Source organism: Pseudomonas sp. LBUM1663 (genome assembly GCF_059695905.1).
In genome coordinates, this window is record NZ_CP166792.1 from 2,220,640 (window position 1) to 2,236,270 (window position 15,631).

10 protein-coding genes are annotated in these 15,631 nt (G+C 52.0%); 2 read left to right on the top strand and 8 right to left on the bottom strand.

The window, feature by feature from the left end:
* Positions 1 to 423 precede the first annotated feature (423 nt).
* Positions 424 to 768, bottom strand: a complete 345-nt coding sequence (locus ACA075_RS10050) for a YggL family protein (protein WP_007971486.1) — start codon at positions 766 to 768, stop codon at positions 424 to 426.
* Positions 769 to 1,068: 300 nt separating this feature from the next.
* Between ACA075_RS10050 and ACA075_RS10055 the strand changes: the two genes are divergently transcribed.
* Positions 1,069 to 2,766, top strand: a complete 1,698-nt coding sequence (locus tag ACA075_RS10055) for a DUF6119 family protein (RefSeq protein WP_497298320.1) — start codon at positions 1,069 to 1,071, stop codon at positions 2,764 to 2,766.
* Between the two features lie 80 nt (positions 2,767 to 2,846).
* On the opposite strand, the gene ACA075_RS10060 is transcribed toward ACA075_RS10055, so the two are convergent.
* The 5 genes from ACA075_RS10060 to ACA075_RS10080 form a co-directional block, all read right to left on the bottom strand.
* Positions 2,847 to 3,365 (bottom strand): hypothetical protein, encoded by a 519-nt coding sequence (locus ACA075_RS10060; RefSeq protein WP_497298321.1) that lies wholly within the window; start codon positions 3,363 to 3,365, stop codon positions 2,847 to 2,849.
* Positions 3,328 to 7,191, bottom strand: coding sequence for an NACHT domain-containing antiphage protein HyoA (gene hyoA / locus ACA075_RS10065; protein WP_497298322.1), 3,864 nt, complete (start codon positions 7,189 to 7,191; stop codon positions 3,328 to 3,330). Before hyoA ends, ACA075_RS10060 begins: the two co-directional genes overlap by 38 nt.
* A 345-nt stretch (positions 7,192 to 7,536) precedes the next feature.
* Positions 7,537 to 8,766 (bottom strand): hypothetical protein, encoded by a 1,230-nt coding sequence (locus ACA075_RS10070; RefSeq protein ID WP_497298323.1) that lies wholly within the window; start codon positions 8,764 to 8,766, stop codon positions 7,537 to 7,539.
* A 377-nt stretch (positions 8,767 to 9,143) separates the two neighbouring features.
* Entirely contained in the window at positions 9,144 to 11,681 is a 2,538-nt protein-coding gene (locus ACA075_RS10075) for a hypothetical protein (RefSeq protein ID WP_497298324.1), read from the bottom strand.
* 209 nt (positions 11,682 to 11,890) lie between these two features.
* A complete protein-coding gene (locus tag ACA075_RS10080; RefSeq protein WP_497298325.1) occupies positions 11,891 to 12,952 on the bottom strand; it encodes an SIR2 family protein in 1,062 nt (353 codons plus the stop codon).
* Between the two features lie 465 nt (positions 12,953 to 13,417).
* Here ACA075_RS10080 and ACA075_RS10085 point away from each other — a divergent pair, with 465 nt between their 5' ends.
* Positions 13,418 to 14,779 carry a hypothetical protein gene (locus ACA075_RS10085; protein ID WP_497298327.1) on the top strand — a complete coding sequence of 454 codons (1,362 nt, stop codon included), beginning with the start codon at positions 13,418 to 13,420 and terminating at the stop codon, positions 14,777 to 14,779.
* A gap of 11 nt (positions 14,780 to 14,790) precedes the next feature.
* Here the strand turns inward: ACA075_RS10085 and ACA075_RS10090 are convergent, their stop codons facing one another.
* The gene (locus ACA075_RS10090) at positions 14,791 to 15,006 is read right to left on the bottom strand and encodes a hypothetical protein (protein WP_497298328.1); all 216 of its coding nucleotides are present in this window, start codon (positions 15,004 to 15,006) and stop codon (positions 14,791 to 14,793) included.
* A gap of 100 nt (positions 15,007 to 15,106) precedes the next feature.
* Complete coding sequence (locus tag ACA075_RS10095; RefSeq protein WP_497298329.1) at positions 15,107 to 15,562, bottom strand: helix-turn-helix domain-containing protein; 456 nt, start codon at positions 15,560 to 15,562, stop codon at positions 15,107 to 15,109.
* Positions 15,563 to 15,631 lie beyond the last annotated feature (69 nt).

Consider the following 15,631-nt stretch of genomic DNA (forward strand, 5'->3'; position numbering starts at 1 on the left):
GATTGATATGGAAGTTTGGCGTTGCTTCAGAGAAGCCGCTCTTGGCATTCCAGCCATGGATTGGAAAGGCTGAAGATCGCAAGATGTCGATCGCCCCGGCTTCGATTTCCAGCCATCTGCGAGTAGGGAGCTATCGCGGTGTTCCCAGCCCGTCTTGCAAGCGATGCTTGACAAACGGCTGTTTCTGAATGGGGGAGGCGGGGGAAGAGTTGAAAAGCTAGTCACCAACTTTCACGGCAGCCGGTAATTGATCCGAAGGTGCTGTGCGCGCAAGGCGAGATAGCTGACAGGGTGGCCGGAAAAGCGTTTAAACGATGAGGTGACTAATGCGAGGAGAACCAGAGGGGCTCTATTTGACAACGAAATGCATTCGTCCCGAGCCAGAAACAAAAAGGGCCATCGCGATGGATGGCCCTTTGAACATCAAGCTACCGGATTGATCGGCTTTTCCGGGTACCACACGTCCAGCAGCGGGCTGACTTCAACGCTGGTCAGCTCGGTGCGGCCTTTGAGCCAGGCTTCAACGGCAGCGCGCTGTTCAGCGCTGACCGAGCCACGCTTCTGCAGGCAAACCAGACCGTAGTCGTCGCCGCCAACATAGCCCAGACCGTTGGCTTCCATGGCTTCTTTCAGAAATGCGTCGAGGAATGCATCGATTGCCTCGTCAGCCAAGTCTTCCTTGAAGTCCAGGTTCAGCTCGAAGCCCAATTCCTGGAACTCGTCTACACAGAGCTTTTTGCGCAGACGCTGGGAGCGGTTAGTGGCCATTGAAACAATCCTCTTAAGTAATAACGCCGCGCATCTTACCAGCTAAGCGACGTGCATGCCTGACTGAGTGAGTGAGGGAGTATTGCGCTCAGGCAGATAGCCCACCACAACCTGTCGGTAGGCCCCGTAGATGATACGCGCAACCTCCAATACAGCCGCGTGCTGCGGAATGTCGGAGGCAGCATAACTGAATAAAGGCAATACAGATCGGTTGGGAGCATTCGACAGAGTGATAGCTCATGGCTATCGTCTACTCAGGCGAACCCAAGATGGCTTTGTCTCTGTGCATGGAGAATCAAGTTGCCAAATCCGGAGAAGGTCAGGACGTTGTCCGTACGGTTGCTACGTGAGGATTCTACGGCCGATGCTGCCCTTAAGCAGGAATATGCTCCTGAGGGGCGACGTAATACGCTCAGGCGGAGCGAATGGCCAGGGATCGAAGGTGCGCAGCTATTTATAGGACAGATCTACTCCAGTAGGCCTTCTTGGGTCTCGTTCGTCGAGGAGCAGGCGGGTGCGCAGTCCGATCGGCTTCTAGCCAGTGGGGCGGGGGCTGTTGTGTTCGTGCCTGTCGGCGTAAGAACCATGGCGATTTGCTTCGGACACATTCATTTGGCCCTGCAGGATGATGCGTTTGAGCGTCAATTTGGGTTGAAGGTTACTCTCAACTCAGTACCTCGTGATGGGCTGCGCACGCTTGATCTTGCGACACCAGATGCCGTCACTTTCCAGAAACGTGTGCAAGCCAGTAAAGACAGTGACCTGCAAGAGTTTGGGGTCGATATGCTTCGTGATTTGGCTCGCGTTGCGGGTGGCACCCCGACGGATACACTGTTCGCAAGATTTCTAGCCGGCCGGGACAGTCTTTCCATCACCTGCAAGGTGGGTTCGGATGATTTGTTGGCTAAATGCGAGCAGATTCTCACTGTGTACGGCTCTAATGATTACAAGCAGCGATTCTCCTGGATCGACAATATGCAGGTCGTACGGGATAAGGCAACGCTCGGGGAGCTGGATCTCAAGCTATTCAATGCTTTGGGGGCGCTTCGAAATGGTAGGGAAAGCGCCCTGCACATGGCTCCTCCTGAGGTGGTCAATTACGAAGAAGGCAACCTGTTGCACTACAACGGTTTCGGCAGCGGGGGCACTGACTTCCACAGTCTCTCAATCGAAGATTACGTGTCGGAGCTCAATCGTTGTCACTTCGACGGCACAATTGATGAGATACGCGAAAAACACTATGTCAGGACAAAGGCGGCTTCCTCGGAGACGTTTAAGGAGCATTGGAAGGTGTACCAATGCTTTACGTTTGAAACGTCGCTAAGGGTGGGGCAAGCTCTGAACAGCTATGTGCTCTTTTCTGGCTCCTGGTACTGCATTGAGCGTGACTTTAAGCGGCAAGTTGAAGAGCGCTTCGCTCAGATTCCGAAGGTCAATATCATTGGGCCGACTGAGTGTCAGAATGAGCGGGAGCTCATCGCTCACCTCACCCAGAGCCGTGCAGATCTTTTGTGCCTGGATCAGGTGAAAATTAATCCGCGCGGAGTTCGGTATGCGAACATCGAACCCTGTGACTTTTTCTCAGATGCCAAGCAATTTATCCACCTCAAAGATGGACACTCCTCGGGGCCTATCAGCCACCTCTGGGCGCAAGGGGTTGTGAGTGCGGAGGCATTAGTCAGTGATGCCGATTTCCGAAAAAAGCTGCGTGTAGTCGTCCAAGAGCGCCGCCGAAGTATGCTTGCCCTATTGCCGATCGCTGATGCTCGTGTCCGACGTTCGGATTACACCGTCGTCTACGGAATCATGAGAAAGCCTTATAGGAACGGCGACCTTGATTTACCTTTCTTTAGCAAGGTAAGCCTGCAGGCTGCAGTCGATCGAATCGATCAGCTCGACATCCCTGTAGCTCTAGAAATTATCGCAAAGCCAGCCAGTGATCACACCGGGGAGGATGATATTGCCGAAGCAGTGGCAGTCGATCCAGATGAAGAATGACAGTGTCATAAACATCCAAGTGAAGGGCTCAGGCGATACACATTAATGACTACACGGATCTCCTACTTTGTTTGACGAAATCAAGCACCCGATCGTTTAGTGGCGGACTTTTTTGCGTCGATGCCGCGCTTGGTTAGGTCGATACCGATCACCCTGATATCTTCGATTCCTGGGAATTGCGGCGAGAGTGTCGCCCAATGAGCCTGAAGCTCATCAACAAGAGCCTCAATACCTGTGGCGCTTTTCCCATTGAGCAACTCCCAGTTTTGTTTGTTCTCTGTACCGTGGTAGGTCAGCAGGAAAATTCCATACGTGGATCGGCAATCGCGCATGTAATCCCCGCAGAGCTGAATTTCCAGTCGCTCCAGTAAGTGCGGGCCCGTCCACTTGTCCGCGATTTTGAGTTCGATCGGCACTTGCCCATCGAATCCCTGACCATGGAAACGCAGGTCTGCACGTTTGCCGTCGGCAAATTCTTCCTCTTGCGGAACGCCGTACCGACCAGCTGAATGTTCGCGGCACCAGTGACCGATAAAATTGCGTATTTCGGTTTCTTGCGGTTTAGGCTGGAGGAAGCATCGCAATGCTGGTGTCCCCATTCTCCAGATCATGTTTCAAATCGAGCAGTCGATCGACCGCTAGATCCCAGAGGTCACGATTGTTGGAGGGCGTACGTTCAAGACGATCATTGAAATCGCGAACTTGCTGGGGCGACCATGGCAATAAGTCAGCATCCAGTGTTGCTTTTTGTTTGGCTTGGAATGCCATCCAAGGCCGTGCAGTTGTTGCCGGATGAGCCTGAGAGATTTCCATCAGCGCCAGAAAAGCTTCTTTGCCGGGTGTTTCACGAATGTAAGAAACCAACGCGTTGCGGGCGTCCTGAGCGTCGTCTCGAAGTTCTGGGGAATATACGCCCATGTTCGCGCGTTCGAGATCGTCCTGCTCCTTGATGTAGCGGTTCATTAGCAGATACAGGGTTTTCATGTTCTCGACAGTACGGTATGCCGCCCGTGCAACGCGCCGCTCGCGTCGACTGCCGACGAGCGCAGTGATGAAATGCATCGCAAAGTTGGTCTTATCCTCATCGTTCTTCATTGCCACCAAGCGCGCCGCGAGCGTCGCGATGGCGACTGACGGATCGACACCCGCCCACACTGCGAACCACAAAGGTGCTGTAATTGGGTTTTTGGTAGCTTTTGCTTTTCGTGCCGCGAGCGTTGCTAGTGTTTGGTTCTCCAGCGATGAACCTTGGAGAATGTTCAACATATGGCGTAACTGTGCGGTGTTTTTAGGCGTGCTCTTCAGGCGCGTGCAGAGAAGGGGTGCCAGTTGATTCCACATCCATTCGCCACTCCAACTGACATCGTAGAGCACATAATTGTCCACCCCGTTTGTGGTCTGAGTCACGAGTTCATAATCGATCTCGTTGAACACGATATCGGTCACCGCTTGCGGGTGAGCTTCGTAAAGTTTAGGTAGCCAGCCTGGAAAACCATTGAGTTCATGAAGCGCGTAGCGTGTCGCTCTTTGCGCCTCTGCTGGCGAGAGTGTTTCGAGCCAGAGTGGGTTCTCTCGCGCCTCAATTGAGAGGCCCATGAGTCCGAAGATGACGCTGTGGGGGGTCGAGTTTGCTGGTGCGCCTTGCGATCGTAACAGGGGACAGTAATGACGCCAGAAGTTAACCGCCCCATCGCGAAAGGCTGTTGCAATCAGCTCTCCAAACTCTGGAGCCAGTACGCGCCAATTACCCTCACTCCATAAATCATTGCTGTGGGGGCTCTCGCGCAATCGCTCAGACAAGTAGTGTTGATCACTCGTCATTTCCCCCAGCACCTTCGGGTTGCGTAGGGCATCGACGTTGGCGTCCAGATGTTCTTTCCACTTCCGCTTTTGCTCATCCCTCAAGGCTATTTGTTGATCTGCTTTATTCCGCCAATGAGCTTGCTGTCGTTTGAAATCACGCAGTTCGTCTACTGGTGGGTGAATCAGGTTAGAGAGCAGCGTTCTGAGTTCTTCATGGTGCTCAGATTGTTGCTCGATTTGTTTCAGCCACTCGTCAGGGCGGTCGTTTTCACGGTACAGCGAGAAGGCCAAGGTTAATGCGATTTTTTTATCATCGAGCAGTTCGCGCTGAGCAATATCTTTGCACGCCCTGTCAAAACTGTCGGTATTCATCGCCCATAAATGACCAAAAACGCCTATCTGTGAGTAGATGGATATGCGCTGTGTCGTTCCCTCCCGCGTCGCCCAAGCCTCACGCGCTTTTGCAACATCGTGCCAAAACAGTAAAAAATTAAATTCTGGCCAATCAGCCACGCGACTGAGTATAACTTTTTCAATGTCGCGCAAATCCAGCTCGCCATAGTGTTCGATGGTCGGAATCTGGCAGAGCATTGTTAAGAGTGGTGGTTCGACGGCGCTCATGTCCTGCGCTTCGACAATGCTAAGCGCTATTTGAGCTGCGGGTTTTACCAGCCAGGCGTAGCGCTCCGACAGACTACAATCAACCATCTCCAGGGCGGGCAGCCTACTCATCAAAGAACTGAACCCTGCCATAAGGCGTGTCAGTAAAGGCAGTGGCCATTGCGATACTTGCGTGGATACAGCCCGGGTAAGGCTGTCGACATGGTAACGCTGCTCAGGAGCTGCGCGCTCTACCGCTTCCAGTAACCAATCAACTGCGTCATCACCCGGTGAAAGCCAAAGGATCAACTCAGCGAGCCAGTTGCGATTGAGCTCATCAGCTTCCTGCAGGATTGCCGCACGCACTTCCTTTTTGTCTTCCTGGGAGCCCACGGCAGACATTGCGCGGAACGCCGCAATTCGTGTGTATTCCGCACGGGAGTGCAGTGCGAAATGTTTGGCCTGTGCAGCGGCCCCGATGATCTGGCCGTGCCAAACCATAAGAAGCAAAAACCAAGTGATATTCTCATCCTCGCAATGTTGGACGAGCAGTGCATTGATATCCTCGGTGAGATCGGCGGCGGTGAACCGTTTGACTGCTGAAAAATCGGTGAGCGTACGTCCATGTGCGGGTTGAGCAAGTTGCTCGCAAGCTTGGCGCAAAATGGAGCGGCGGGTTTCGAGCGGTAATTGGCTGGGGTCACCGCCTTCGAATAGAACTTCCGGTGCCAGATTACAGAGCCGAGAGAGGATGCGTCCGTCGAGAAGTGCAAGCCAGGAAAGTACAGGCCGCATTGTCGGTACTACCACATCAATATCGTATTGCTTACGGAAGAATAGGTGTTCGATTTGAACGCGCGAAGCGTCTTTTTTGAGTAGTTCATGTAGCCATTGCGCCGTCAAATACTCACGTACTGATCGGTGGTGAAAGCGGACAGCACCATAAATGCCTTGTTCAAAGATTGGTCGGCTCAAAAGTGTGGCGCACTCCAAGCCATCCCAGTCAATGAGTACATCCAAGATGGAAATGCCCTGAGCATTTTTCGACCCATCAGGTACCCGAATAAATGACTGCTGGCCCAGTGTGGTTGCAGCTGCGATTAATTGCGCACCTTCGCGTAATCGCTTGGCCGTCATCGGTCGTACATCTTCCCGATCTTGGTCATGTTCTTTTAAGCGACGTTCAATACTGTTGCGCATGAGCTCCAAGCGAGAACCAATGCCTTGATGAACGTTCCAGAACTCGACCAGTTCGGAAAGGTCTTGGGGCCGGGTCGTCAGCAATAGAGCATCTTTACGGTCAGCCTCACGTAAAAAAGCGGCGGGATCTTGTACATTTTTGGCGACTAAAAAGTTGTTGACCTGATCACCATGGAGATCCTCCAGTGCGAATATCCGGAACGGTGCAGACAGACTACCTTTTGCCTGCCCGACCTCAGCAGTCACATGTCCCTCTTGCGCTTGCGTCTGCTCAATGACGACGTTCACGGCTTGTGCGTATGGAAAAGAGTTTGCGCACATTATCAGGTCAGTTTTCGCGCGCCACGCAGCTGTTCGTCCGGTGATGACGATGTGTACTTGGTTGATGACGGCACTCAGCAGTCGGCCGATTTTTTTGATCGCTATCTCGAAATCTTTTGGGTCTCGAAGGCGTGCTTCGTCGACTGAGTCAAGTAGTAGCCAGCCTTGCTCTCCCGTTTGCGCCCATGCTGAGAACTCCTCATGCGTGCCCACTTCAAAAGCGTCTTCGAAATTGTGCTGTACGTGTTCAATTCTGAGAAAGAACGCAGGCTTGCCTTCCCGGTGGAGCGTACGGGCGATGTTGCGAATTTCTGTCGTCTTACCGGAGCCCGCTTCGGAGAGAATGATCACGCGATGTTCGTGTAGAAGATCTGACCAGCGAAGCGCTGCGTCGCGGCGAAACAACTGCCTAAACTCAGCATCGTCATCTGCGCCGGGTTCGAGCTCAACCTCGCGGAAGGTTCTGCCTAGCGGGATATATTCATCAACGAACTCAGTCATAAAACTCCATTTCGATGCTGCAGTCGTTAAATTCCACCGGTAAGCTCCACTCCCACGAAGACCATAGGGGGAATGAAGTCGGCTTCGTAGTGAACTTAAGCATACCTTCGGCGCTATTTCGGTCTTTACATTTTTCACCAGAGGATTAGGTCGCGGTTTGCCGAATCCTCACCCCGGATTACCTTCGCTCGTACGACATCGCTGCGTCAGGCAACTGTGCCCGAAAGCGCTCAGGCAATGCTGAATTGAAAACTAGCCGGGTGATCTACGTTGACGTTCAAATAGGGCGCATGCTCGCCTCGAAATTTTCCAGCGTTCAACGATCACTCAACCCCCCTAGTTAATCTATGAAATCTGAGAGGGGCCGCTACTGTTGGCTAAGCTCCATACGCATGCCCGTAACACCGATAGCTGGTCTCGGGCGGGTGAGACTTCGAACTTTTCCAAATAAGTCAAATAGTCCTTGCAGTGCGCTAGGTCGAAGGCTTCGCCGTGTACAAGTGAGTTTCTAATGCTCAGTAGCAGCCGCGCTCGTTCTTCTGGGTCTCCAATACCAATCGCATGCGTCTTGATGCCCTCACGGATACTTTTTCCTACGCTACCTTGTTTACCAAACAGCCCGTCAATCGCAGAGCTGAGCTGCATGAAGCGGTCGCGTTCTGGCAGTGTCCATGCAGCGCCGCAACATTCCAGCATGACGGCGAGTCTGGAATCGGAAACCGCCGCTCTTGTGACTGTACGTACGAATTCTGTAGTAGAGGAGGTGACATTAACTGGTTGGAATAAGTAGGGAAGGGAAAAAGCTTTAGATTTCTGGGTGCAGTGACCGTCACTGAGATAGAAAAGACCCACAGGCTGCTTTGCAGCTGCAATAGCCAATGCCTTATTGGGATCTAAAGCCAAAAAAAGCGCGCCCGCAATCCGTCTTAGCGCCGACTCACCAGCGGCTTCGTTTTTGGCGTAGCAGCCTAGCCAAGAGTCATTAGCGCCCAACAGAACCCTTCCCGGAGCGTCTCTCAGCGGGGGAAATTGACCAGGTACTAACTCACTCCGAAGAAACCTGTACTGATCGGCTAGATAATCAAGGTTTTGCGTGGCAGGCCACCACACGCATGACGGATCGCTGATCACTTCAATGCATCGTAGTCCCTGCATCGGGATCATGAAGAAACGATCTTCAGATTGCGTCCGCAAAAACTCGGGGAGCTTTAGGGCGAGCAACTGAACCACCCCGTCGCCTACAAACTCCAAAACTGTCGTAAACCTAGGACGAACCGCCGCAAATAACAGGTCTCCTCCACCGGCCAATTCAATATGTTCGACGAAGAATTTTTGAAGGAGGCTGATAGATTGCTCCAAACTCCCGTCCAGCATGGATGCTTGGTCACTGCGAATTAACTGCAGAGCAGAGACTCGTTGCTTGTCGAAGTCTACATAGAATTGCAGCCCAAACCCGCCGATGCGGCCGGCTTTCTTGCCCGTACTAAATTGCCAAGAACCACCGGGCGGCATAAAGCGCAGGCTCTCCAAAAAAGTCTTGATCACTCTGGTTAGAGAGGGTTTTGGCTCTTCCATCGCGTAGTTGTACCTATCATTCGTGTCACTGGACAAGGCTGTCTAGGACGTTTGATTTTTACTACCCCCGTCCTAGGTTGTCACGGGTTAGCTGACCCATTGAGGTTATTTTTTATCGGGTAGTCTTATACGGGATGTTCCGATAACGAATCTTGCAAAAACGCCGTTTACACCCTTTTTTCAGCACTGACCACGCTGCAGCTACAACCCGGATGGTGATAGAGGTAACGACTGACTTACGGAAAGTAGTCGCCGTCAGTATTCCTTTTGATCATGCTGGCAATGCAACCGTCTGGTTCGGCTGGGAGTTCATATAAGCGGACTTGCTCAAGTCATTAATGACTCTGACTAAACCAAGCAATGTAAAAATACTGTTTTCACCGGCGTCTTGCCAATGTAGCAAGACGTCTGAACGCTGGTGTCGTTGATATTTCGGGTGATGCTGCTTGAACATGATCCAGCGCTTGCACTAAATCCATGGGAATCAGAGCACCTTCTGTGCTGGCGATTGTTGCATCGAGCAATCTGATCAAAGCCGCAGCGTCTTTTCGAGATTTCCCAAATGGAAAATCGAGAGTAACCTCCCCTCGCTCATAAAATCCGTAGTCATGCATCGACCAGCAGTTGAACGGGACAAGAAACCTTTCTACTGCCTCTACAGCTTCGGCAAAGGCATCGCCAACGAATGCGGGCAACCTCGCAAACGCCGCGCTGCTGCCTGGCGTGACCAATGATTGTTCTTGAGGCCACACGGTGCCGAGGAATGGCAGTACCGCTGCGCGAAAAAGCATTTCAACCGTAAACGGTGATTTTCCAGGCTCAGGATCGATAGAAAGATCCGTTACAAACTGCTCTAAAACCCTCGCGGCTTCAGCTCGAATCTCATCTTCAACTGATCGTATCGCCTGTTGAATCGAGGAGTATGGAACAGACGGTTCTCGCTTCTCCAGAAAAGCATACAGCGCTTCTACCACCAGGCTGGACAACAGCGATTTCCGGCTTTCACGTCCCAGTCGTAGATCTGTAACCCGACCGACAAGCTGTAAGCCAATAATTGCAAGCGTGTCTTTGAATTGAACGCGTCGAGCGATGGCCCGCCATAACGCAATAGCGGCAGAGTCGTTTTCTGCCAAAGGTGCAATTAGGTACTGTTCAGTCCAAACGTGATCAGCTTGTAAAAAGTAGGTAAGCCACTCGATGAGCCTGTGTTTGGCAATCAAGCCTGATCGACCGTTGGATTCGACTAGATTTCGGCGCATTTTTCTCAGGGCCGGGCTGCCGGAGAACGACTTTCCTTGCGGGGAATTCAGGTGGGGGCATGCCGCGAGAAAAACGTCAACGAGTCGCCCAGCAGGCGTGTTCAAGGTATCCAGGTCAGAGGGCTCTTCCTCATTGGAGGTTGCGATGAGATTTAGGTCAATCTCTTCTCTGTCATCGATCGTAGCATTGGTCGCCTCTACTGCGAGTGGCCAAAAAAGAGCCCAGATCTTTGAAAGCTTTTTGGACTTCACAACAATTTTTCGCCACTCCGAAAGCCAATTGGAAATGCCTTCAATGGCCTGCAGTGCCGATTCCCTTTCCAAGCTCAGCAACAGTGAAATTACACGCCGACCTTGTTTCAGTTTTTTATAGCTGATTGTGGTAGCCGTTCCTCGCATGCCTGACCCATGTCGCCATCCGAAGGCATCCCAAACACGCGGGAATTTACTAATTTCGCCTGGAATGGATTCGAAGTCGCTGATCAACTTTTCAACGTTTCCGTCCAATCGAATCCATTCGTTTGCACGCTCTGCTGGATCATCATCCCATCCACCACGAGTAGAGCTCAACGAAGCTTCTAAGGTACTAAGTCGTGCTTCTCCCGAGAGATGATCGAACTGGGCATCGGGTTCTGCCTGATGCCAGTAAGCCTCAGCGGACTTCCGGAAGTGATGGTCAACGCTATCCATTGCGATAAGATCTGGAAACTGATTTATGGTTGAGGCCATCCAGTTCTGAACGGCCTTTGATAGCTGACCCTTGGCCACCTCAATGCGTCTGAATTCCAGCAAGCTCCTATGTAAGCGGAACGCCGCGACCTTATCTGCCGGGATATTCTTTGACATAAGACGTTTCGGGAGGCCTTTACGAATTCGCACCGCCATTTCGGCCTGAGTTTCCTCTGAAAGGTCGCAAAACCGTATCGCCCGCAACTCGGCTATTTCTGGATATTCGGCAGCGTTCCAAAACTGCTCGTCAGCCAAAGCCAATAATCTTTCACCCACCTCGGCAGGCGTGGAAATCGAACCTACCTTTGACAGTGCCGCCCAGAGCCTCAGGTGGATTGGATCTGGCATCGATTTCCACGGTTGAACGACTCGTTTGGCTACGCTGGGATCAAGTTCTGCCAAGCGCTTGACCACTACATGAAGTAACTTAACGACTGGCCCAATACCGACGTGATATTGATCTTCGTCTCCGCCAATTCCATTTATGGACTTTTTTTCGGTGTACTCAACGCGGTAGAGCGATCCCAAGCGCCATAATTTGGATTGGCCATCCCAGCCGATTCTCTTAGCAATATCCATACCTTTTTGCACGCTTCCATCCAGCGCATTGATCAGTTGGGTTAGAAATCCAACCTCTTTCACTCTGTCGATGCGGAGCACCTTGAGGTCGATAAGACCGGGACTTGTAAGGCTTGCATGCAATAGCTCATCAACACGTCGTACGCTTTTTCTCTTACTTAAAAACGCTCCAGTTGACACCCGGCCTTCAACTTTTAATCGTGGTGCTACAAGACGATTTATCATCTCGATCACCCCGCCCGATCTGTCACCCGACTTTAGTCTTTCTTGCACGCGATAGATGTCAATTGGAAATCCAGATTGCTCCAGACCGGCCCAACTTTCTTCAATCAAACGCCATGTACTCAAGAAAGGCTCCTTCAAACGGGTACCTTCCTGAGCTGCAAGTAGATCTAGAATTGCTACACGCTTGACTGTGTCTTGAGGTAGAAATGTAAGCGCCCACTCGACCGTATCTGGACTACTCAATCTACCTTTAAGGAATTCAAACGCAGTTCGTGCTGCAAATTTTCCTGGTTCGTCAAGGTTCGTTAGGGGCTGTCTCAATGAAGGATCCTTCAGAGTTTCTCTGTGCCAATGGCAATGATGGCATCCAACCAACCTAGATCGGCACCCGCCTTACTGGCAAGGCGGGTTAGCCTTATTCGAGTCGTGTTGTCACTGCGGCGGATTAAATGATCGAAAAGGTCGCGGTCAGCATCGATCGCTTCATTCCTCTTGAGTTTCGTGATCCGCTTCACCTCTGAATCAACAACCTTAGGGTCACCGTTGACTGCAGACAGGGAGGCCCACCGATCTAGTGTTTTTCGTAGCGCGGCATGTTTATCCTTGCTGTCATAGCTAACGGGTGTAATACCGCGTCCTTTCCAATCCTCATCTGCTATAGGGTCTGGGACTGCTTGTCCGACGAAGGTGAAGCGTTCCTTCAGATCGTCAAATCGAGCTCCGTCAGCAGCCACCGCATTTAACAAATAACGCATGGGCGGGTCGTTTGCGCTGTACCCAATGAGTACCAAGTGGAAAAGCCTGGCAGCGTCGTAAATGAAGTCCGGCACCGTCCTTCGTCTGAGGTAGAACTCCCCGAAATCGTGATCAGTGACTACAAAATCTGAAAACTTCGTAGGGTCTCGATCAAGTGCGCCGTGTATGTGCAACACGCCGTTGAATTCAGCGTTTCGCCCTGGTCGGGGCATGCCTCCCAACGAGTAGGTCGGTAGCTTTGATCTTACTTTTTTCGGCGCTGCTGCCTGCAATAACAGATCGAAATTGGTCGTCACGATCGTTACCGCACCTCCACGATCGGCGAGCCGCATCAACGCGAGGTGCACATCAGCGGGTTTCGCTCCCGCTTTTCGAATTAACTCAGCAACGGTCTTACGTACCTGACTGGTACTACCCGGATGCCGATCCATTCGGCGCTCAAGCATGCCTAAGACCACATCGTAGTCACGTTCGATAAAGCGCTTTACCTCAGCTGCTTGCTGATAGCTGAGCGAGTGAATTGTGGAAGGCTCAGGATCACCATGTTTATAGGTGGAAATTAGGGCGTGGACAGCTCGATCTAGTACTTCATAAACGCCGATGACGAGCGTCCGAAAATCAGGAAGATTGGCAGGCATGGAAGCACCGGCGCCAGCGATAAATAGAACTTCACCTCTCGCATGAGCTAACAGCAGTCGCTCTGGGATTGCTGGTAACCCTTCACCAAGGGAAATGACTCTATCTATAGGGCTGTCTGTGCGTGGAGGCATTCGAGAGAGGGCCATGGTCTTCCTGAGGCATTAACATCCTAGAGGGGAATTAACCCTGAAAATCGATGAGTCCGTCAAGGTCGCAATGACGGGGTTGTTGTGGCTATTACGACTGAAACTCCGGCACTTATGGGGGAGACAAGCTTCCGAAGTCGCAGAGCCTTAATGTGAAGTTTATTCCACGCTCACCGACCTACCATAGCTCACAACGATGCCGAGTCTCGCGCTTTGAGAACCGCGCAGGATCATCAGTTGGCTAAATGCGCGAGCGATTGACTGGCAATGAGCCACCGCCGTAGGCTAAGGCTTAGGTTTCAATAACCAGGGAAGGCCATGATTGAGTTTGCATGCAAACACTGCCAACAAAGCATTCGCTTGAGCAACAACAAGGCCGGTATCTCTGGAAGGTGCCCCCATTGTACGGAGCCTGTGACGGTTCCCCCTGCGAGTGACCTGCCGCTGCATGACGATGTTTTCGTCGAGCATGAGCCTATGCAGACCATTGTTTTACGACCCGACGAGGATATCGGAAGTGCAGATTTAGGGGGACGATCAGTCACCCTCGCCAGAAGCGCCATTGCGTGGTTTTTTGGACTGCTTTTCCTGGGGTTGTTCCTCATAAGCGTCTGGCGGTATCCATTGGTGTCGCTGCCGGCTTTGGTGGGTGCGATATTGCTCATTCCGCCTTTTTACCAGCGTATTCGATCTGTTCTTGGGGTCGATGTGGGTGTCCAGTTGAAGGTCATCGGTTCTGGAGTGCTACTCATCTGCTACATGACGATGTTCGCCTCTGCCACGTCCAATGAATCTGCCGAGCGCAGCAAGCTTGCGCAACAACAAGCCGAGCAACAGCGTCAAACCGAGCGAGAGCAGACTGCTCAATATCTCAAGTCAAACAAAGCTGCGATTCAGGCCGAGGCGAACGCTTTTATTGAACAGGGCAAGGTTGCCGAGGCGCTGAACGTTGTTCGCAAGTACAAAGGTTTTGGAGACGCCGACATCGATGCAATCGCAGTGAAGGTGGAACTCAAGAATAAGACCATGGCTGCTGAGGCCAAAAAGACCAAACTCGTCGATAGCCTCGGCACTATCAAAGATGACGATCTCTCTGAGCGAACCAGGATTTACGAGCAACTGGTCGCTTTGGCTCCCGACAATGCCGGGTACAAAAAACAGCTGACGGAGCTCAATACCAAGATCACACAGGCAGCCGCCAAGAAAAAAGCAGGGGAAGAGGCGGCCGCACTCAAAGCCCAACAACGGCAGATGGGACTGGTGTGGCGCTACGGTACCCACAAGGATGAAATGACCCAGAAAGAGGTGCTTACAGCGGAGGTCGACTCGACCAATAAGCTGTCCTTCGGTTTTCCTTACGCTGGAGCACAACGGGCTACGCTTGAACTACGAAAGCATCCTCGGTGGGGATCGGACGTTATCCTTCAGGTTGAGCGCGGGCAGTTTCTATGCAACAACTACGATGGTTGCAGCGTGAGCGTTCGATTCGGAGATGGGAAGCCTCAACGGTTTTCTGCCAGTGAGCCGAGTGATAACAGCACGACGTACATCTTCATTTCCGACTACAATAAATTCGTAAGTCAGCTGCGTAAGGTCGACGAAGTGGTCATTGAGGCAAGCTTCTATCAGTCGGGTAACCAGGCGTTGAAATTTTCCACGGCAGACTTGGACTGGAAGTAAACCAGGTCTGACTAAGACTCCGCAATCCCGCCTAACCTCGCAATCCCTTGCTTGATGTGCCCGGCGTTCTCGCCAATCCTTTCAAGCGCGACGCGCGCATTCTCACAAGCCTCGGATGATCCGCGCTGCTCCTCCAGCAGGATGAGCTCCATCAATGCGGCTTCGATCGCCAGTTGGTTTTCGTACATTTTTGCCAGTACGTCGGGAAGGGAATATTGCTCAACCATAAGTCGACTCCGTTCGGATGGATTGCAAAGGATAGCAGTGGTTCGATGATGACCTGGATTGGTCGGTGGGTGAGGGCGCAAGCAAGAAAGTGTAAAAAGCTTAGTTCGAACGATGCCAATGACGCTGAACCGTGGTCTTTGCCATTCCCAGCGCTCTCGCGATTTCAGCCTGCGAAAGGCCTTGTTCTTTGAGCGCTTGAACTTCCTCTCGCATTTTTGCCGCAGCGGTAACGCGAGGGTGAGGAGTCTCTTCAATTTCCAGTGGAATCGAAGCCTGTAGTAGCGCCATATCCTGAAGGTCTTTTTCAGCGATCTTCAGTACATCGACGGCGCTCAGTTCGTCTTTCGCGCCACACACGAGCGCCATGAGGGCAACAGGGCTTAGCTCCAAAACTCTGGCGAGCTCAATGATGGCTTCGAGGCTGGGGGAGGTCTTTTCATTTTCGATGCGGCTTACATGCGATTGATCAACCTTTTCGCTCAGCTCATCCTGCGTGAGGCCACGCTTTGCTCGCAAAAGCTTCAGTGCTACGGCAAATGCAGTACGCACAGACATTTTTCCGTTCCGTCAAAACAGACCTGTATGCCGTGATTGTAATGATCCACTCAAATGTATATATTCATA